This window comes from Inquilinus sp. CA228 (genome assembly GCF_052078665.1).
GTDB lineage: Bacteria > Pseudomonadota > Alphaproteobacteria > DSM-16000 > Inquilinaceae > Inquilinus.
Genome location: NZ_JBQJIK010000016.1, coordinates 51,101 through 69,035, shown reverse-complemented (window position 1 = coordinate 69,035; position 17,935 = coordinate 51,101). Strand labels below are relative to the sequence as shown.

Below are 17,935 nucleotides of genomic sequence, written 5' to 3'. Positions count from 1 at the left end.
GGCCGACCCGCTAATCGAACCGGCTGAAATCCGGCTTCCGCTTCTCCATGAAGGCGGTGAAGGCCTCCTTGGCCTCGGCGGATTTGAGCTGGGCGCCGAAGGCCTCGACCTCCAGGGTCATGGCCTCGCGCACGGCGTTGCGGTGCGGCGCCTGCAGCAGCGCCTTGGTCTGGCGGACAGCGGCCGGCGGCAGGGCGGCCAGGCGCGCGGCCAGGGCGTTGAGCTCGGCGTCGAGCGCGGTCTCGGCGACGGTCTTGGTGATCAGCCCCGCCGCCAATGCGGCCTCGGCGTCGAAGCCTTCGCCGGTCAGCAGCCACCAGGCGGCCTTCAGCCGGCCGACGGCTGCAGGCAGCAGCAGGGTGGAGGCGGCCTCCGGCACCAGGCCGAGCTGGACGAAGGGCAGCTGGAACCGCGCCGAGGGCGTGGCCAGCACCACGTCGCAATGCAGCAGCAGGGTGGTGCCGATGCCGATCGCGGCGCCGCGCACCCCGGCGACCAGCGGCTTGGGAAAGCCGGCCAGGACATCGAGGAAATCCAGCACCGGCTGCATCCCGGCCGACTTGGCGTTGGCGAGGAAATCGGCGATGTCGTTGCCGGCGGAGAAGTCGTCGCCACCCCGGAGGACGACGACGCGCACCGAACGGGACGTGGCCGCAGCGCGCAGCGCGGCCGTCAGCGCCTCGTACATGGCGCGGTTGATCGCGTTCTTCTTCTCCTGCCGGTTGAGCCGGATCGTCATGACCGGGCCCGTGGTGCCGGTCAGAACCGGGTCGGCCATGGCGTTATCCTTCCAGGATGTGAGAGAGGCGCAGGCTAGTCAGTTGTGCCCGGGTCTGTCGAGGCAGGACGCGATGACCCGACCAACCCCCGGGCGGCGGCGGCGCCGGTGGCGAAGCAGCCCTGCAGCAGGTAGCCGCCGGTCGGCGCCTCCCAGTCCAGCATCTCGCCGCAGGCGAAGACGCCCGGCAGGGCCTTCAGCTCCAAAGCCGGGTTCAGGGCATCGAGGCAGATTCCGCCGGCGGTGGAGATGGCGCGGTCGAGCGGCCGGAGGCCGGTGACGCGCAGCGGGATCGCCTTGATCGCGGCCGCCATGGCCTCGGGCGCCGCCAGCGCGTCGGCGGCGAAGCCTTCGCGCAGCAGGGAATAGGCCGGGCCGGTCAGCGACAGGGCGCGGCGCAGCCGGTTCGGGGCGCTGTCGCTGCTGCCCGCGTGCGACAGCCGGTCGGCGATCTCCGCCGCATTCATGTCCGGCCGCAGGTCGAGCGTCAGCGCCGCGCTGCCATCCCGCGCGATCGCCTGGCGCAGCCCAGGCCCCAGCGCGTAGACGGCGCCGCCTTCCAGGCCGGTGGCGGCGATCACCGCCTCGCCGCGCACGGTGCGGCCGGCGAAGGTCAGGGCGATTCGCTTCAACGGCGTGCCGGCGAAGCGGTCACGCAGATGCGCCGACCAGGCGATCTCGACGCCGGCATTGGCCGGAAGCAGCAGCGCGATGCCGACGCCGCGCGCCGCCAGGATCGGCGCCCAGCCGCCATCAGCGCCCAGCCGCGGCCAGCTGGCGCCGCCGAGGGCCAGGATGGTGGCGTCGGCCCCGGCTTCAAACTCTCCCTCCGGCCCGCGCAGCACCGGCCGGTTGCCGGCGGTGAGGCCGATCCAGTCGTGCCGGGTGCGGATCTCGACGCCGAGCTGCGCCAGCCGGACCAGCCAGGCGCGCAGCAGGGGCGAGGCTTTCAGGCTCTCCGGGAACACCCGGCCGCTGGAGCCGACGAAGGTCGGGACGCCGAGGTCCCGGCTCCAGGCCTGCAGATCGTCGGGCGTGAAGGCGCGGACCAGCGGCTCGATCCAGCCCTGCGCCGCACCGAAGCGGGTGACGAAGCGGTCGAGCGGCTCGGAATGGGTCAGGTTCAGCCCGCCGCGCCCGGCCATCAGGAACTTGCGTCCGACCGTCGGCATGCGGTCGTAGACGGTGACGCGCCGCCCGGCCTCGGCCAGGCGCTGCGCCGCGATCAGCCCGGCGGGGCCGCCGCCGATGATGGTGATGGATTGCGACATGGCGCGGACCCTAGCAGCCTGCGCCAGCCGTTCAATCGTCGTGATGCCCTTCGATCAGCTTGCGCTCGACCGAGCGCAGGTGCCGGCGCATGGCCCGCCCCGCCGTCTCCAGGTCGCGCTCGGCGATCGCGTCGACGATGGCGTCGTGCTCGGCGAAGCTGTGATGGTCGGCCGGCGGCCGCGGGATGTCGGCGCGCAGCCGGCCCCAGACCACCGTCCGCCGCACCGTGTTCAAGAGGTCGAACAGCGCCACCAGCACGGTGTTGCGGGTCGCCTCGGCGATCAGGCGGTGCAACTGGTTGTCGAGCGTCTCGTATTGCCGCCAGCTCTCCGCCGTGCGGGTCTTGGCGATGACCAGGCGCAGCTTGCGCAGATCCTCGGCCGAGGCGTGCAGCGCCGCCTCCTGCGCGATCTGCGGCTCGACCAGGAGGCGCGCGCGCATCACCGCGGCGGGGGAGGTGCGCGACGCGATCGCCGCCGCGTCGTCGACCTCCTCGATCGGCCGTGACCCGAGGAAGGTGCCCTTGCCGACATGGCGCCAGATCTGCCCCTCGGCCTCCAGCGCCGCCAGGCCCTTGCGCAACTCGCCGCGAGACAGGCCCAGGGTCTCGCACAGCTCGCGCTCCGGCGGCAGCCTGCCGTCGGAGGACAGCGCCTGCTGGGCGAGATAGGCGCGGAGCTGGGTGAGGGCTCCCTGGTCCTGATCGAGCGACATGGTGAAACCAATTTCCATATTGGTTCAGGCTTACCGAATTTCGGCCGGCATGGTCAAGTCGAGGATTGACCGGAAATCCCCGGCCTGCTAACCAATATTTAATTGGTTAAGGAATAATTCCGACATTGGTCAAAGCGCGGGCGCAAAGCCCGCCGATGCGAGGGAGGAGAGAGCCATGCCGTGCCTTGCCACCCGATTCACCCGCCGCGCCGCGATCCTGTTCGCCCTGCTGTTGGCGCTGCCGCTGTCCGCCAGGGCGGCGGACCCGGTCCGGATCGCCTTCGGCGACATCCCGTCGGTCGAGAGCCTGAACTTCCTGATCGCGATCGAGCGGACCCGCGCCCGCGGCGTCCCGGTCGAGCTGACCTTCTTCAAATCCGAGGACATCGCCGCCCAGGCCGTGGTCAGCGGCCAGGCCGATATCGGCGTCGGCACGCCCTATGCGCTGCTGCAGAAGGTCGGGGCGCCGATCCGGCTGTTCTTCCAGATGAGCACGCTGCGCTTCTATCCGGTGGTGAACACCGAGTTCTACCAGGACTGGAAGGACCTGGACGGGCAGGAGGTGGCGGTGCATTCCCGCGGCTCCGGCACCGAGGCGATCATGATGCTGATGGCCCAGCGCAGCGGCATCAAATACGGCAAGGTCAGCTACGTGCCGGGGTCGGAGGTCCGCACCGGGGCCCTGCTGCAGGGCGCGGTCAAGGCCACGATCGTCGACTCCGCCGGCTGGCGCCTGCTGCAGGAGAAGGGCGGCGGCAAGTTCAAGCTGCTCGAGGTCGGCGAGGTCAACGCCAGCGACGAGGCGCTATTCGCCAACACCGAGTTCCTGGAGAGCAACGCCGAGGCCGCCGGCATCCTGGCCGAGGAGCTGCTGAACACCTGGCGCGAGATCGCCGCCAACCCGGCCAGCGTCGGGGAGCTGCGCAAGACCTACAAGCTGCTGGCCGACCTGCCGGCCGAGCTCGAGCCCGAGATCGTGCCCTTCTACCAGGACTCCGTCACCGCCGGCATGTATCCGCTGAATGGCGGCAGCGAGGTGGCGGTGAAGGACGACTTCGCCTTCTACGCCGTCGCCGGCCAGCTGCAGGGCGACCCGGCCACGCTCAAGGTCGAGGATTTCTGGACCTTCACGCCGCTGAACAAGGCGCTGAACAAGGTCGGCCGGAAGTGACGGTTGTCGCCGAAGCCGGGCGGAGGGGGAGTGTCCTCTCCGCCCTGGCCGCCGACCCGCTGTTCTGGCGCCTCGCCTCGATCGTCGTGCTGTGCGGCGGCTGGGAGATCGCGGGCCGGATCCCGGTCAACTACGCGCTACCCTCGTTCAGCGCCACGGTCGCGGCGTTCGGGCGGCTGGTGGCCGACGGCAGCCTGGCGATGGCCTATCTCGACACGCTGCAGCCGCTGCTGCTCGGCCTCGTCATCTCTGCCGTCGCCGGGATCGGCTGCGGCGTCGCCATGGGGCTGAACCGCAGCCTGGAATGGGCCGGGGCTCCGATCTTCATCGTCATGCAGGCGGCGCCGATGGCGGCGCTGATCCCGCTGACCACCTTCATCTACGGCATCGGCCTCACCGCCAAGATCGTCGCCGTGGTCATGCTGGCCCTGCCGGTGATCGTGCTCAACAGCTACCAGGCGGTGCGCCATGTCGGCCCGTCGCTGGTCGACATGGCCCGGTCCTTCATGGCGACCCGGCGGCAGGTCGTACGCAAGATCGTGATCCCGGACGCCAGCCCGATGATCTTCGCCGGCCTCAGGCTCGGCATCTCGGCCGGCTTCATCGGCGTGGTCCTGGCCGAGTTGCTGATCACCCCGACCGGGATCGGCGACCTGATCACCTATCACCGCTCGGTCGCCGACTATCCCGAGATGTACGCGACCATCGCCTCCATCATCCTGTTCGCGGCGGTGACCGTGGGCGCGCTGCAGCGGCTCGAAGTCGCCCTGTTCCGGCCGGAAAAGCGAGGACAGCCATGAGCAAGAGCAGCGCCGCCATGCCGTTGCCCCGGAACCAAGCGGTAGCAGAGCCGGCCGAGCCCGCAGTCGAGGTCCGCGGCATCGTCAAGCGCTACGGCACCCAGGTCGTGGCGCTGGACGGCGTCTCCCTGGCCTTCCGCGCCGGCGAGCTGACCAGCCTGCTCGGCCCGTCCGGCTGTGGCAAGACCACGCTCCTGAAGATCATCGCCGGGCTGTTGGAGCCGACCGAAGGCGAGGTGCTGGTCCGTGGCCGCGCCGTGGCCGGGCCGGGGCCGGACCGCGCCTTCGTGTTCCAGGACTTCGCGCTGATGCCCTGGGCCACGGTGCTGCGCAACGTCGCCTTCGGCCTGGAGCTGAAGGGCGTACCGAAGGCCGAGCGCGAGGAGACGGCCCGCCGCCACATCGCCCGGGTCGGCCTCGCCGGTTTCGAGGACCGCTACCCGCACCAGCTGTCCGGCGGCATGCGCCAGCGCGTCGGCCTGGCCCGGGCGCTCGCGGTCGACGCCGAGGTGCTGCTGATGGACGAGCCGTTCAGCGCGGTCGACGAGCAGACCCGGCGCAAGTTCCAGGAGGACCTGCTGGCGCTGTGCCGCGAGGAGCGCAAGACCTTCATCGTCGTCACCCATTCGATCGAAGAGGCGGTCTACCTCTCCGACCGCATCGTCCTCTTGTCGCCGCGGCCCGGCCGGGTGTCGGAGATCGTGGTGCCCGAGATCCCGCGCCAGGGCACGCCGGACGAGATCCGCCGCGACCCGGTCTATATCGACACGGTCGAGGACATCTGGCGCGGCCTGCGGCGCTATGTGGAGTAGGGGGTCATGACCGTCTTCGGCCACCGCATCCCGATGATGGCGTCGCTGATCCTCTGGGCCCTGGTCTGGGAGGTCGTGGGCCGGCTCGACCTCGTCCTGCTGCTCCCGCCCTTCTCCGAGGTCGTCGCGGCGCTGTTCACCGTGGTGCCGACAGGCAGCTTCCTCGACGCCGCCCTGATCACGGTGGTCAGCTTCGCCCTCGGCATGGCGCTCGCCATCGCCGTCGGCGTGCCGCTCGGCGCGCTGATGGGCCGCTTCACCGCGGTCGACCAGTTCGCCGGCATGTGGGTCAACCTGTTCGTCAGCGCGCCGCTTTCGGCGCTGGTGCCGGTGATCATGCTGCTGTTCGGCATGGGCACGACGACCGTCGTGGTCACGGTCTTCCTGTTCGCCGTCTGGATCATCGCGCTCGACACCCGCGCCGGCATCCGGCACGTGCCGCCCTCGCTGGTGGAGATGGCGCATTCCTTCGGCGCGACGCGCTGGCAGACCGCCAGCCGGATCCTGCTGCTCGCTGCCTTGCCGGAGATCCTGGCCGGCATCCGGGTCGGGCTGATCCGCGGCGTCAAGGGCGTGGTGGTCGGGCAGCTGCTGGTCTCGATCATCGGCTTCGGCGCGCTGTTCGAGCTCTATTCCCGCAACTTCCTGATGGCCGAGTTCTGGGCCCTGACCCTGGTCCTCTTCGCCTTCGCGCTTGTCCTCTCCGGGCTGGTCTCCCGGCTCGAGCACCGCATCGCCTATTACGCAGGAGTACGACAGTCATGAATATGGCCACGCCCGGGACCACGGAATACGTCATCGCGCCGCCGCCCGTCCCGGCGCTGCCCGTGCTCGGCACCGGCCGGCTGTTCCCGGTCCACCGAATCTACTGCGTCGGCCGCAACTACGCGGCGCATGCGGTGGAGATGGGGCACGACCCGGATCGCGAGCCGCCGTTCTTCTTCCAGAAGAACCCGTCCAACCTGCGCAGCGATGGCCGCTTTCCCTATCCGTCGGCGACCTCCGACGTGCATCACGAGATCGAGCTGGTGGTGGCGCTGAAGTCGGGCGGCCGCGACATCCCGCTCGAAACCGCGCTCGACCATGTCTTCGGCTATGCCGTCGGGCTCGACATGACCCGGCGCGACCTGCAGGGGGAGGCCAAGAAGCTCGGCCGGCCCTGGGAGGTCGGCAAGGCGTTCGAGCATTCGGCACCCTGCGGCCCGATCCGGACGGTCGCCGAGATCGGCCACCCCGCCGCCGGCACCGTCTGGCTCGACGTCAACGGCCAGCGGCGGCAGGAGGGCGACCTGAACCAGATGATCTGGAAGGTGCCGGAGATGATCTCCTACCTCTCCGGCCTGTTCGAGCTGCAGCCGGGCGACCTGATCTTCTCCGGCACCCCGGCCGGGGTCGGGGCGGTGATCCGCGGCGACGAGATGGTCGGCCACGTCGACGGCATCGGCGAGATCCGGGTGGCAGTGGTTTGACCGGGGCGGTCGGGTCCGCGGGGGGCGGACCCGACTGGCTCTACCCGAAGTTCAGCATCACGTGGCGGACGACGGTGTAGTCCTCCAGCCCGTACATCGACATGTCCTTGCCGTAGCCGGACATCTTCAGCCCGCCATGCGGCATCTCGCTGGTCAGGGTGAAATGCGCGTTCACCCAGACGCAGCCATACTGCAGCCGGGCCGCGGTCTTCAGCGCGGTCTTCACGTTGCTGGTCCAGACCGAGGAGGCGAGGCCGTAGTCGCTGTCATTGGCCCAGGCGATGGCGGCGTCCGGATCGTCGAATCTGGTGACCGAGACCACCGGCCCGAACACCTCCTTGCGCACGATCTCGTCGCTCTGCAGCGCGCCGGCCACCAGGGTCGGCTTGAAGAAGTAGCCGTCGCCCTCGGCCTTGCCGCCGCCGGTCACGATCTCGGTGTGCTTCTGCGCCGCCGCGCGCTCGACGAAGCTGGCCACCCGGTCGCGCTGGCGCTCGCTGATCAGGGGGCCCAGCTCGGTCGCCGCGTCGTCGGGAGAACCGTATTTCAGGCTGGCGACGGCGCCGGCCAGGTCGGCCACCAGCCGGTCGTAGATCTTCGGCCCGGCATAGATCCGGCAGGCGGCGGTGCAGTCCTGCCCGGCATTATAGAAGCCGCCGGCGCGCACCCCCGCCACCACGGCGTCGAGGTCGGCGTCGTCGAACACCAGCACCGGCGCCTTGCCGCCGAGCTCGAGATGGGTGCGCTTCAGGTTCTTCACCGCCGCCTGCAGCACCTTCTGGCCGGTGGCGATGTCGCCGGTCAGCGACACCATCCGCACCTGCGGATGGGCGGTCAGGGCCGAGCCTACGGTCTCGCCGCGGCCGGTGACGATGTTGATCACGCCCTTCGGAAACAGCTCGGCCAGGGTGCGGCCCAGCTTCAGCGCGGTCAGCGGCGTCTGCTCCGACGGCTTCATCACCACGGTGTTGCCCGCGGCCAGGGCGGGAGCCACCTTCCAGGCCAGCATCATCAGCGGGTAGTTCCACGGCGCGATCGACCCGACCACGCCGATCGGGTCGCGCCGGATCATGCTGGTGTGGTTGGCGACGTATTCGCCCGCGGCCGAGCCGGTCAGGCAGCGCGTCGCCCCGGCGAAGAAGCGGAAGGTGTCGATGATCGCCGGCAGCTCGTCTTCCAGCACCCGGGCATAGGGCTTGCCGCAGTTCAGCGATTCCAGCCGGGCGAAGGCTTCGGCCTCGCGCTCGATCGCATCGGCCAGCCTCAGCAGGTGCCCGGCGCGCTGCGCCGGCGTGGTGACCGACCAGCTCTCGAAGGCGCGCGCAGCGGCGGCAACCGCGGCGTTGAGCTGGGCCTGGGACGCCTCCGGCACCTCGACGATCAGCTTGCCGGTCGCCGGGTTCAGCACCTGCTCGGCCTGGCCTTCGCCCTTTGCCAGGGCGCCGTCGATCAGAAGCTCGATGTCCATGGAATGTCTCCCTGAGGGCGCTCCGCGCTCACTTGCCGGAGCCGGAGAAGTCGTGGGTGTCGCGGGTGAGGTAATAGGCGCCGAGGATCGGCAGGAAGGTGACGACGATGACGATGATCGCCACCACATTCGTCACCGGCCGCTGCCGCGGCTTGATCAGCTCGCTCAGCATCCAGATCGGCAAGGTCTGCTGCTGGCCGGCGGTGAAAGTGGTGACGATCACCTCGTCGAAGCTGAGCGCGAAGGCCAGCATGCCGCCGGCCAGGAGGGCCGTGGCGATGTTCGGCAGCACCACGTGGCGAAAGGTCTGGAAGCCGTCGGCGCCGAGGTCCATCGAGGCCTCGATCAGCGAGCCGGAGGTGCGCCGGAACCGGGCCAGCACATTGTTGTAGACGACGACGATGCAGAAGGTGGCGTGGCCGATGACGATGGTCCAGAAGCTGAACGGGATCTCCATCAGCGAATAGGCCGAGCGCAGGGCGATGCCGGTGATGATGCCGGGCAGGGCGATCGGCAGGATGATCAGCAACGACAGCGACTCCCGCCCGAAGAAGCGGCTGCGCCAGACCGCGGCGGCGGCGCAGGTGCCCAGCACGATCGCCAGCAGCGTCGCCATCGCCGCCACCTTCACCGACAGCCACAGCGCCGCCCAGATGTCCGGCCGGTCCAGCCAGGCGACGGCGAACCATTGCAGCGTCAGGCCGGGCGGCGGGAACTGGAAGGTCTTCTCGTCGCTGGAGAAGGCGTAGAGCAGGATGAACAGCAGCGGCACATGCAGGAACAGGATGCCGCCGAGCGCCATCATCCGCAGGCCGAGCGGCGCGCTGGTGCCAGCCGTGGCTTTGCCACTAGAGCGCATCGAAGGCCCCCAGGCGCTTCGCCGCCGTCAGATAGACCGCCATGATCACGATCGGCACCACGGTGAAGGCGGCGGCCAGCGGCACGTTGCCGGCGGTGCCCTGCAGCTGCAGCACCACCTGGCCGATGAAGGGGCGGGAGGAGCCGATGATGCCGGGGATGATGTAGTCGCCGAGGGTCAGCGAGAAGGTGAAGATCGACCCGGCGGCCACGCCCGGGAAGGCCAGTGGCAGGATCACCGTCCAGAAGGTCTGGGAGGGCCTGGCGCCGAGATCGGCCGAGGCCTCGGTCAGCGACCGCGGCACCCGCTCCAGCGCCGCCTGCACCGGCAGGATCATGAAGGGCAGCCAGATGTAGACGAAGACCACGGCGGTGCCGAGATAGGCGCTGGACAGCGACGCGCCGCCGACCACCGGCAAGGCCAGGATTCCGTCCAGCAGCCAGGTCAGGTGCAACTTGGCGGCCAGCCAGGTGACCACGCCCTCGCGCGCCAGGATCAGCTTCCAGGCATAGACCTTGACCAGGTAGCTCGACCACAGCGGCAGCATGATCGCGATGTAGAAGGCGGCCTTGGCCCGGCCGCGGGCGTAGCGCGCCGCGTAATAGGCGATCGGGAAGCCGATCAGCGCGCACAGGATCGTCACCGCTGCGGCCATCCCCGCGGTGCGCAGCACCACGTCCATGTTGGCGGCGGTCAGCAGGTCGGCATAGGTCGACAGGGTGAATTCCGGGACGATCATCCCGGTGAAGCCGTCGACCGAATAGAAGCTTTGCAGCAGCAGCGCGAACAATGAGCCGAGATAGACCACGCCGAGCCACAGCAGCGGCGGCGCCAGCAGCAGGATCAGCAGCAGCCAGCCGTTGCGGTACAGCAGCCGCGCCGCGCGCCGGCCGATTCCGTCCGCCGCCGGGGCGGGCAGGGTGGCGGCCATGGTCATGCCGCGACCTCGGCCAGCGGATGGGCGTGGTCGCGCCGCCAGGCCAGCCGCACCGCCTGTCCCGGCGTCTTGGGTGCCGTGTCGAGATTGGATTCGACCACGTCGACGGCGCCGCCGGGGCCCAGCGCGACGCGGTAGCGCGTGGTGGCGCCGAGGAAGCTGACGCCGTCGACCGTGCCGGCCACCTCGACCGCATCGGCCGGCGCCGGCTGGCCGTCGTTCAGGATCCGGATGCGCTCCGGCCGCAGGGCGAAGGGCCGGGCCTGGCCCATCAGCTTCCCGGCGGTGGCGGCGTCGACCATGTTGGAGGCGCCGACGAAACCGGCGACGAAGGCGGTGGCCGGCCGGTCGTAGATCGCGGCGGGCGTGTCGATCTGCTCGACCCGGCCGCGGTTGAACACCGCCACCCGGTCGCTCATCGCCAGGGCCTCGCCCTGGTCGTGGGTGACATAGACGAAGGTGATGCCGACCTGGCGCTGCAGCGCCTTCAGCTCCTCCTGCATCGCCTCGCGCAGCTTGAGGTCGAGGGCGCCGAGCGGCTCGTCCAGCAGCAGGACGGAGGGGCGGTTGACCAGGGCCCGGGCCAGGGCGACGCGCTGGCGCTGGCCGCCCGACAGCTGGGCCGGCCGGCGCCCGGCGAAGTCGCCGAGCTTGACCATCGCCAGCATCTCCTCGGCCCGGCGCCGCCGCTCCGGCTTCGGCACGCGCCGGATCATCAGGCCGTAGGCCACGTTCTCCCACACGCTCATATGCGGGAACAGGGCGTAGTCCTGGAACACGGTGTTGACGTCGCGGTCATAGGGCGGCGTGGCCGAGACGTCGCGGCCGTGCAGCAGCAGGTGGCCGGCGGTCGGCTGCTCGAACCCCGCGATCAGGCGCAGGCAGGTGGTCTTGCCCGAACCCGAGGGCCCGAGCATCGAGAAGAACTCGCCGTCGCGGATCTCGAAGCTGGCATCGTCCACCGCCCACACCGACCCAAAATGGCGGCTGACATGGTCGAAACGGACGGCGGTGCTGCGGTCGGTCATGGGATCGGCCCGTCGGTATGCAGGTGCGATGCGGCCTGGCCGGCTCCCCCTCACCCGAAATCGCTGCGCGATTTCGACCTCTCCCAAAGGAGAGGTGAAGGGCCACGCCTCCGATTCCCTCTCCTCGGGGAGAGGGAGGGGCCCGGCCCGCTTGGGCCGGGAGGGTGAGGGGGCGAGAGCGGTCTACCGCCCGCCGAGGACGGCGATGTAGTCCGTGGCCCAGCGCAGATAGGGCACGCAGCCTTCCGGATGCGCCTCACACTGCTGGCGCGGCGTGGTCCAGAAGTGGATCTTCTCGAAATTGTCGAAGCCGTTGGTCTTGCAGCCCTCGGCGCCGAGCAGCTCGTTGCCCTTGCAGGCGTCGGGCACCACCGGCACCGAACCGAACCATGCCGCGAGGTCGCCCTGCAGCTTGGGGTTCAGCGAGTGCTGCAGCCATTTGTAGGCGCAGTTCGGATGCGCCGCGTCGACATGCAGCATGGTGGTGTCGGCCCAGCCCGTCGCCCCTTCCTCGGGGATGACGCTGGCGATCGGCTTGTTCTGCGACTTCAGCAGGTTGACCTGGAACGGCCAGGTCGAGGAGGCGACGACGCCCTCGTTGACGAAGTCGTCGACCTGGGCCATGGCGTCGTGCCAGTAGCGCATCACCAGCTGGCGCTGGCCGCGCAGCAGGTCGAGCGCCGCCTTGTACTGGGCCTCGTTCAATTGATAAGGATCTTTGATCCCCAGTTCGGGCTTCGCCTTCATCAGGTACAGCGCCGCATCGGCGATGTAGATCGGCCCGTCATAAGCCTCGATCCGGCCCTTGTTCGGCTTGCCGTCGGGCAGGGTGGTCGGCTCGAACACCACGCTCCAGCTCTTCGGCGGCTCCTTGAACACCTCGGTGTTGTAGGCCAGCACGTTCGGGCCCCATTGGTAGGGCACGCCGTAATGCTTGCCGTCGACGGTGAACCAGGGCGCGTTCTGCAGCCGCGGATCGATCGTCTTCCAGCCGGGCACCAGCTCGGTGTTGATCTCCTGCACCCGCTTTCCGTAGATCAGGCGCAGGCTGGCGTCGCCGGAGGCGGTGACGAGGTCGAAGCCGCCCTCGTTCATCAGCGCCACCATCTCGTCCGAGGTGCCGGCGGTCTTGACGCTGACCTTGCAGCCGGTTTCCTTCTCGAAGCCGGTGACCCAGTCATAGGCCTTGTCGGTGTCGCCGCGCTCGATATAGCCGGCCCAGGCGACGATATCGACCTGGCCCTCGCCCGTCCCGATGGCCGTCAGCGGCGCGGCGCCCGCCAGGGTGGTGGTGCCGAACACGGCGAGGGCGCTGCCCAGGGCGAGCATCCGGCGAAGCTGCGATCCCATCTCGATCTCCCCGTTGTTTGTTGGGGAGAATGGTAGGTCCGTTGCCGGAATGCCGAGAAATATGAAATATCCTGTTTTGCTATCGGAGAAACCGATGGCTACAGCGACCGCAGGCGCGGCGCCGGATGGGTGCGGGCGACCTGGATGAAGGTCTCGGCCTGGGTCGACAGCGGCGAGCCGCGGCGCCAGACCACGCCGACATCGAGCGTCGGCAGCGGGTCGGCCAGCGGCCGCGCCTCGATCCGGTCGCCTTCCAGCGACCACGGGCGGTAGGCCATGTCGGGCAGGATGGCGACGCCGGCGCCGGTCGCCACCAAGCTGCGCACGGCCTCGACCGAGGCGGTGCGCAGCACCCGCTTCGGGATCAGCCCGGCCGCCCGCCAGAACAGGTCGCTGGCCTCGACGATCTCGTCCACCGCCAGCGCGATCAGCGGCTCGTCGACGATCTCGGCCAGCGGGATCGCCTCGCGCCCCATGAAGCGGTGGTCCGGCGGCAGCCACAGCCGGCTCTCGGAGCGGACCAGGATCTCGCTCTCCAGCGCGTCGCGGTTGTCCAGGGTCGAGACGATCATCACCGCGACCGCGATCTCGCCGTTGATCATCAGGTGCTCGATATAGGTCCGCTCCTCCTCGATCACCTCGACCGTGACGTTCGGGAACACCCGCCGGAAGCGGGCCAGCAGATCGGCCAGGAAATAGCCGGAGACCATGGTGGTGACGCCGAGCGGCAGCGTGCCCTGCACCGCCTCCGGCAGGGTCTTCAGCGCGTTCTGGGCGTCGGCCACCGCCGCCAGGATGGTGCGGGCATGGCGCAGGAACTGGTGGCCGGGATAGGTCAGGATGACGCCGCGGGCATGGCGCTCGAACAGCCGGGCGCCGGTCTGCTCCTCCAGCGCCTTCAGCGCATCGGTGATCGCCGATTGCGAGATGCCGACCGCCGCGGCGCCGCCGGAGACTGAGCCGGCCTCCGCCACCGCGGTGAAGTAGGCGATCTGGCGCAGCGTGACGTTCATGCCGCCACGGTCCCGCGGCCTAGTCTCAGCAGCAAGAAAAATCGATGGGAGGGGGCATGGATCGGCAAAACCGAACGAAATATCCTGACCTGTCATGCAGGGCAGGAATGCGATCGGCGGTAAGCCTTGACTTTTGTGCACTGCGCAACGACATTCCGGTCGCTGCCAATGCAGCCGTCGGCCACCGATCGCGTGAGCGCTCCCTCCGGGATGCGTCCTGTCGGTCCCGATCGAAGTCATCCGACTGCCCAGATCGCGCGGGGCGTCATCGTCAACCCCGCGCTTATCGCCATGACTCCGGCACGAACCGGAGTCCAGTGGTTCGGCGTCGTTGTTACTGAAAGCATCCCTTGACCAACTTTACCGATCTCGGCCTGAACCCGCTCCTTCTCAAGGCGCTGTCGGCTGAAGGCTACGAGACCCCGACGCCGATCCAGGCGCAGTCCATTCCTCATCTGCTGCAGGGCCGCGACCTGCTGGGCGTCGCCCAGACCGGCACCGGCAAGACCGCCGCCTTCGCCCTGCCGATCCTGCACCGGCTGATGGCCGACCGGCGCACCCCGCCGCGCCGCGGCTGCCGCGTGCTGGTGCTGAGCCCGACCCGCGAGCTGGCCAGCCAGATCGCCGAGAGCTTCCGCGTCTATGGCCGCCACCTGCCGCTGACCCGCACCACCGTGTTCGGCGGCGTCGGCATGGGCCCGCAGATCCGCACCATGGCGCAGGGCGTCGACATCCTGGTCGCCACCCCCGGTCGCCTGCTCGACCTGATGTCCCAGAACGCCATCCGGCTCAGCGATCTCGAAGTCTTCGTCCTGGACGAAGCCGACCAGATGCTCGACATGGGCTTCATCCATGCGATCCGGAAGATCGTCGCCACCATCCCGGCGAAGCGGCAGAGCCTGTTCTTCTCCGCCACCATGCCGTCCGACATCTCCGACCTGGCCGGCCGCCTGCTGACCGACCCGGTGCGGGTCGAGGTCGCGCCGGTCGCGACCACGGCCGAGCGCATCGACCAGCGCGTCATGTTCGTCGAGAAGGACGACAAGCGCTCGCTCCTGACCGAGATCCTGCGCGACGACGAGAGCATCCGCCGCGTCCTGGTGTTCACCCGCACCAAGCACGGCGCCGACCGCGTCGCCAAGCAGCTGGTCCAGGCCGGCATCAACGCCGACGCGATCCACGGCAACAAGTCGCAGAGCCAGCGCGAGCGGGCCCTGCTGGGCTTCCGCAACGGCAAGGTCCGGGTCCTGGTCGCGACCGACATCGCCGCCCGCGGCATCGATGTCGACGGCGTCTCCCATGTGATCAACTTCGAGCTGCCGAACGTGCCGGAGAGCTATGTCCACCGCATCGGCCGCACCGCGCGCGCCGGCGCCGACGGCATGGCGATCTCGTTCTGCGACGTCGAGGAGCGGGCGTTCCTGCGCGACATCGAGAAGCTGATCCGCCAGCCGGTGCCGGTGGTCGAGGACCACGCCTACCGCTCCACCATCCCGTTCCGTCAGGGCGGCGCCGGCCCGGCGCCGCGCCAGAGCCAGCATCGCGGCGGCCGGCCGCAGGGCCAGGGCCAGCGTCCGCAGGGCCATCAGGGCCAGCGCCCGCACGGCCAGGGGCAGCGGCCCCAGGGCCAGGGCCAGCGTCCGCATGGCCATGGTCATCAGGGGCAGGGCCAGCGCCCGGCGCAGCCAAGCGGCGACCGCCGTGCGGCGCCGGCCAATGATGGCGGCGCGGCGCCGATGCGCCGCCGCCCCGTCGGGCGGTAACCAAAGGATGCGCCGGGGCTTCGGTCCCGGCGTCCTTCCCGATAGACTGCGGCCATGACCTCGACCGCCGACACGCACCGCCTCTCCGTGGCGCCGATGATGGACTGGACGGACCGGCATTGCCGGTTCTTCCTGCGCCAGGTCTCGCGCCGCGTCCGGCTGTACACCGAGATGGTGACGACCGGGGCGGTGCTGCATGGCGACCGCGAGCGCATCCTCGGCTTCTCCGAGGCGGAGCAGCCGGTGGCGCTGCAGCTCGGCGGCAGCGACCCGGAGGCGATGGCCAAGGCCGCCGCCATCGGCGCCGACTGGGGCTATGCCGAGATCAACATGAATGTCGGCTGCCCCAGCGACCGGGTGCAGTCCGGCCGCTTCGGCGCCTGCCTGATGGCGGAACCTGCGACCGTCGCCGCCTGCGTCGCCGCGATGCGCGCCGCCTGCGACGTGCCGGTCACGGTCAAGTCGCGCATCGGCATCGACGATCGGGACAGCTATGAGGCGCTGGTGGCGTTCATCGGCACCAGCGCCGAGGCCGGCTGCGACACCTTCATCGTCCACGCCCGCAAGGCCTGGCTGAGCGGGCTGAGCCCGAAGGAAAACCGCGAGATCCCGCCGCTGCGCTACGAGGTGGTGCACCGGCTGAAGCGCGATTTCCCGCACCTCACCATCGCCATCAATGGCGGCATCACCTCGCTCGACATGGCCGCGGAGCAGCTGACCCATCTCGACGGCGTCATGATCGGCCGTGAGGCCTATCAGAACCCTTGGATGCTGGCCGAGGCCGACCGCCGCATCTTCGGCGAGGACGGCCCCGTCCGCAGCCGCCGCGACGTGGTCGACGGATTCCTGCCCTATGTCGAGGCGATGCGCTCCCGCGGCGTGCCGCTGGGGTCGATGACCCGCCACATCCTCGGCCTGTACCAGGCCGTGCCGGGCGCCCGTGCCTTCCGCCGCCACCTGGCCGAGAACGCCCATCGCCCGGGGGCGGGGCCGGAGGTGCTGCGCGCCGCCGTCGACCTGGTCGAGACGGCGATCGAGCAGCGGCGGGCGGCCTGACGACAAGACGATCGGGCCGCCGCATTGCGGCCTTGACAGCCGGGGTGTCGCCTCGTACTTAGGCGGCCCCGACGACGCGGGGGCGCGTAGCTCAGCGGGAGAGCACTCCCTTCACACGGGAGGGGTCACAGGTTCAATCCCTGTCGCGCCCACCATCCTTCTCAAGCACTCAGCTGCAGTTCGGCACCACGTCCGGTGCCTCTCCGGACACCAGCCCGATCTGGCCGTGCTCAGCGTGTCTGCGCCGGCTGCCGATGCGGCCCCGACGCTTTCCGGGCGTTCCCGATCCAGCGCAGCAATGGGCGTTCAACGACGGCATGGAAGGCGCACCCGACCGCAACCGTGACGCCGCCGATCAAGAGGAACGACAGCCACTCCGGCACCGATCGCAGGCCGGCCGCCACCGCAACCTTGCCGAACAGAGACAGCAGCGGATAGTGCGTCAGGTAGATCGAGTAGGACGCAGCACCGAGGAACACCAGGATTCTCGGAATGCGGATCCGAGCGGTCGCCTCCAGCCGCCCAAGACCGACGATAAGCAGTGCGCTTCCGAGGCCATAGAGCAGCGGTCCGGCCTTCGAGCGACCGTAGACCAGCTCGGCGCCGCCGTAGGCCAGGAAAACCAAGGCGCCGACTGCGGCGACAGTCCCGGCAGGCAGCTTGACGCCCGATCTGTAGACGACGGCCGACAGCATGCCGAGCGGGAACAGCAAGTTCATCGGCGAGGCCAGGAAACCAATGAAGGATGGTGCGTCCGGAGAGATGGCATGGAAGATGACGATGCCGACGCCCCAGGCGCCGAAGAGGACGAGGCCGGCTGTCCGATTCCAGATCAGCACAGCAAAGGCCGCGTAGAACAGGACCTCGTGGTAGAGGGTCCAGGCCACCGCGACGACGTTGTTGCCATCCGCATAGACCAGCGTAAAAGACGACAGAATCGTAACGGGGTCAGTTTCGTAGCCCTTGCCGAATGACGGAACCGCGAAATAGATCGAAACGACCCCGACGAGCACGACCCAGTAGATTGGATAGATGCGCTGGAATCGGCGCCAAAGATAGCGAGCCAGCTGGTCGACACGACCGACGTCGCGTCCGTGAGCGAAGACAATAATAAACCCGCTGAGGACAAAGAAGAACTCAACGCCCGCATGGCCGAAATCAAATATCGGCCCGAATGGCCGGCCGGAAAAGTATTTTGGTCCATGGAATATATCCGTATTCAAATGATAAAGCACGACCAGCAGCGCGGCAATGCCTCTGCACGCTTGAATTGACAGCAGCAATCAATTTCCCCCATATCGGAATAGACAGACGGTGATGCATCAGCGCCACGGTGTCAAGAAGCGCGTACTTGGATGTCAAGGCGGTCGAAACAGGCCTCGGATTTCCTCGGCTGAGACGCGGCTCGGCTGAAAGGTGAGCTGGCTCTTGGCCGGGCACCCCTG

At 69.2% G+C, this 17,935-nt stretch carries 17 protein-coding genes and 1 tRNA gene; 8 read left to right on the top strand and 10 right to left on the bottom strand.

All coding sequences use genetic code 11. From position 1 onward, the window contains the following. Positions 1 to 10: 10 nt before the first annotated feature. Genes ACTOWL_RS10145 through ACTOWL_RS10135 form a run of 3 tightly spaced genes read right to left on the bottom strand, consistent with a single transcriptional unit; the run spans position 11 to position 2,764 of the window. Complete coding sequence (locus ACTOWL_RS10145) at positions 11 to 778, bottom strand: enoyl-CoA hydratase-related protein (protein WP_441321100.1); 768 nt, start codon at positions 776 to 778, stop codon at positions 11 to 13. Between the two features lie 35 nt (positions 779 to 813). After that, positions 814 to 2,049, bottom strand: coding sequence for a TIGR03862 family flavoprotein (locus tag ACTOWL_RS10140; protein ID WP_441321099.1), 1,236 nt, complete (start codon positions 2,047 to 2,049; stop codon positions 814 to 816). A gap of 31 nt (positions 2,050 to 2,080) precedes the next feature. Further along, a complete protein-coding gene (locus ACTOWL_RS10135; RefSeq protein WP_441321098.1) occupies positions 2,081 to 2,764 on the bottom strand; it encodes a FadR/GntR family transcriptional regulator in 684 nt (227 codons plus the stop codon). Positions 2,765 to 2,939: 175 nt separating this feature from the next. On the opposite strand from ACTOWL_RS10135, the gene ACTOWL_RS10130 reads away from it, so the two are divergent. The 5 genes from ACTOWL_RS10130 to ACTOWL_RS10110 are packed head-to-tail and all read left to right on the top strand — an operon-like array spanning position 2,940 to position 7,016. Next, positions 2,940 to 3,935 (top strand): ABC transporter substrate-binding protein, encoded by a 996-nt coding sequence (locus ACTOWL_RS10130; protein ID WP_441321097.1) that lies wholly within the window; start codon positions 2,940 to 2,942, stop codon positions 3,933 to 3,935. After that, the gene (locus ACTOWL_RS10125) at positions 3,932 to 4,735 is read left to right on the top strand and encodes an ABC transporter permease (RefSeq protein ID WP_441321096.1); all 804 of its coding nucleotides are present in this window, start codon (positions 3,932 to 3,934) and stop codon (positions 4,733 to 4,735) included. The genes ACTOWL_RS10130 and ACTOWL_RS10125 overlap by 4 nt, the downstream gene beginning before the upstream one ends. Beyond that, positions 4,732 to 5,547, top strand: coding sequence for an ABC transporter ATP-binding protein (locus ACTOWL_RS10120; RefSeq protein ID WP_441321095.1), 816 nt, complete (start codon positions 4,732 to 4,734; stop codon positions 5,545 to 5,547). The genes ACTOWL_RS10125 and ACTOWL_RS10120 overlap by 4 nt, the downstream gene beginning before the upstream one ends. A 6-nt stretch (positions 5,548 to 5,553) precedes the next feature. Continuing rightward, positions 5,554 to 6,312: an ABC transporter permease gene (locus ACTOWL_RS10115; RefSeq protein WP_441321094.1), complete on the top strand. Its 759-nt coding sequence runs from the start codon at positions 5,554 to 5,556 to the stop codon at positions 6,310 to 6,312. After that, entirely contained in the window at positions 6,309 to 7,016 is a 708-nt protein-coding gene (locus ACTOWL_RS10110) for a fumarylacetoacetate hydrolase family protein (protein WP_441321093.1), read from the top strand. The genes ACTOWL_RS10115 and ACTOWL_RS10110 overlap by 4 nt, the downstream gene beginning before the upstream one ends. A gap of 40 nt (positions 7,017 to 7,056) precedes the next feature. On the opposite strand, the gene ACTOWL_RS10105 is transcribed toward ACTOWL_RS10110, so the two are convergent. The 6 genes from ACTOWL_RS10105 to ACTOWL_RS10080 all read right to left on the bottom strand — a co-directional run bounded on the left by ACTOWL_RS10105 (position 7,057) and on the right by ACTOWL_RS10080 (position 13,671). Continuing rightward, positions 7,057 to 8,484, bottom strand: a complete 1,428-nt coding sequence (locus ACTOWL_RS10105; RefSeq protein WP_441321092.1) for a gamma-aminobutyraldehyde dehydrogenase — start codon at positions 8,482 to 8,484, stop codon at positions 7,057 to 7,059. A gap of 28 nt (positions 8,485 to 8,512) precedes the next feature. Then, positions 8,513 to 9,343, bottom strand: coding sequence for an ABC transporter permease (locus tag ACTOWL_RS10100; RefSeq protein WP_441321091.1), 831 nt, complete (start codon positions 9,341 to 9,343; stop codon positions 8,513 to 8,515). Further along, entirely contained in the window at positions 9,333 to 10,280 is a 948-nt protein-coding gene (locus tag ACTOWL_RS10095; protein ID WP_441321090.1) for an ABC transporter permease, read from the bottom strand. Before ACTOWL_RS10095 ends, ACTOWL_RS10100 begins: the two co-directional genes overlap by 11 nt. Then, positions 10,277 to 11,308: an ABC transporter ATP-binding protein gene (locus tag ACTOWL_RS10090; RefSeq protein ID WP_441321089.1), complete on the bottom strand. Its 1,032-nt coding sequence runs from the start codon at positions 11,306 to 11,308 to the stop codon at positions 10,277 to 10,279. The genes ACTOWL_RS10095 and ACTOWL_RS10090 overlap by 4 nt, the downstream gene beginning before the upstream one ends. A gap of 183 nt (positions 11,309 to 11,491) precedes the next feature. Continuing rightward, the gene (locus ACTOWL_RS10085; protein WP_441321088.1) at positions 11,492 to 12,658 is read right to left on the bottom strand and encodes an ABC transporter substrate-binding protein; all 1,167 of its coding nucleotides are present in this window, start codon (positions 12,656 to 12,658) and stop codon (positions 11,492 to 11,494) included. Positions 12,659 to 12,756: 98 nt separating this feature from the next. After that, positions 12,757 to 13,671 (bottom strand): LysR family transcriptional regulator, encoded by a 915-nt coding sequence (locus ACTOWL_RS10080; protein WP_441321087.1) that lies wholly within the window; start codon positions 13,669 to 13,671, stop codon positions 12,757 to 12,759. A gap of 350 nt (positions 13,672 to 14,021) precedes the next feature. Here ACTOWL_RS10080 and ACTOWL_RS10075 point away from each other — a divergent pair, with 350 nt between their 5' ends. The 3 genes from ACTOWL_RS10075 to ACTOWL_RS10065 all read left to right on the top strand — a co-directional run bounded on the left by ACTOWL_RS10075 (position 14,022) and on the right by ACTOWL_RS10065 (position 16,645). After that, entirely contained in the window at positions 14,022 to 15,434 is a 1,413-nt protein-coding gene (locus ACTOWL_RS10075) for a DEAD/DEAH box helicase (protein ID WP_441321086.1), read from the top strand. Positions 15,435 to 15,488: 54 nt separating this feature from the next. Then, positions 15,489 to 16,490: a tRNA dihydrouridine(20/20a) synthase DusA gene (gene dusA / locus ACTOWL_RS10070; protein ID WP_441321085.1), complete on the top strand. Its 1,002-nt coding sequence runs from the start codon at positions 15,489 to 15,491 to the stop codon at positions 16,488 to 16,490. Between the two features lie 80 nt (positions 16,491 to 16,570). Then, positions 16,571 to 16,645, top strand: a tRNA-Val gene (locus ACTOWL_RS10065). A gap of 75 nt (positions 16,646 to 16,720) precedes the next feature. Here ACTOWL_RS10065 and ACTOWL_RS10060 read toward each other — a convergent pair. Next, positions 16,721 to 17,773 (bottom strand): acyltransferase family protein, encoded by a 1,053-nt coding sequence (locus tag ACTOWL_RS10060; RefSeq protein ID WP_441321084.1) that lies wholly within the window; start codon positions 17,771 to 17,773, stop codon positions 16,721 to 16,723. Positions 17,774 to 17,935 lie beyond the last annotated feature (162 nt).

Bases quoted from the DNA above. Each gene is read 5' to 3' on its own strand.
- ACTOWL_RS10145 (WP_441321100.1), bottom strand. From the start codon at position 778: ATGGCCGACCCGGTTCTGACCGGCACCACGGGCCCGGTCATGACGATC.
- ACTOWL_RS10100 (WP_441321091.1), bottom strand. From the start codon at position 9,343: ATGCGCTCTAGTGGCAAAGCCACGGCTGGCACCAGCGCGCCGCTCGGC.
- ACTOWL_RS10140 (WP_441321099.1), bottom strand. From the start codon at position 2,049: ATGTCGCAATCCATCACCATCATCGGCGGCGGCCCCGCCGGGCTGATC.
- ACTOWL_RS10090 (WP_441321089.1), bottom strand. From the start codon at position 11,308: ATGACCGACCGCAGCACCGCCGTCCGTTTCGACCATGTCAGCCGCCAT.
- ACTOWL_RS10115 (WP_441321094.1), top strand. From the start codon at position 5,554: ATGACCGTCTTCGGCCACCGCATCCCGATGATGGCGTCGCTGATCCTC.
- ACTOWL_RS10120 (WP_441321095.1), top strand. From the start codon at position 4,732: ATGAGCAAGAGCAGCGCCGCCATGCCGTTGCCCCGGAACCAAGCGGTA.
- ACTOWL_RS10085 (WP_441321088.1), bottom strand. From the start codon at position 12,658: ATGGGATCGCAGCTTCGCCGGATGCTCGCCCTGGGCAGCGCCCTCGCC.
- ACTOWL_RS10095 (WP_441321090.1), bottom strand. From the start codon at position 10,280: ATGACCATGGCCGCCACCCTGCCCGCCCCGGCGGCGGACGGAATCGGC.
- ACTOWL_RS10105 (WP_441321092.1), bottom strand. From the start codon at position 8,484: ATGGACATCGAGCTTCTGATCGACGGCGCCCTGGCAAAGGGCGAAGGC.
- ACTOWL_RS10135 (WP_441321098.1), bottom strand. From the start codon at position 2,764: ATGTCGCTCGATCAGGACCAGGGAGCCCTCACCCAGCTCCGCGCCTAT.
- dusA (WP_441321085.1), top strand. From the start codon at position 15,489: ATGACCTCGACCGCCGACACGCACCGCCTCTCCGTGGCGCCGATGATG.
- ACTOWL_RS10080 (WP_441321087.1), bottom strand. From the start codon at position 13,671: ATGAACGTCACGCTGCGCCAGATCGCCTACTTCACCGCGGTGGCGGAG.
- ACTOWL_RS10130 (WP_441321097.1), top strand. From the start codon at position 2,940: ATGCCGTGCCTTGCCACCCGATTCACCCGCCGCGCCGCGATCCTGTTC.
- ACTOWL_RS10110 (WP_441321093.1), top strand. From the start codon at position 6,309: ATGAATATGGCCACGCCCGGGACCACGGAATACGTCATCGCGCCGCCG.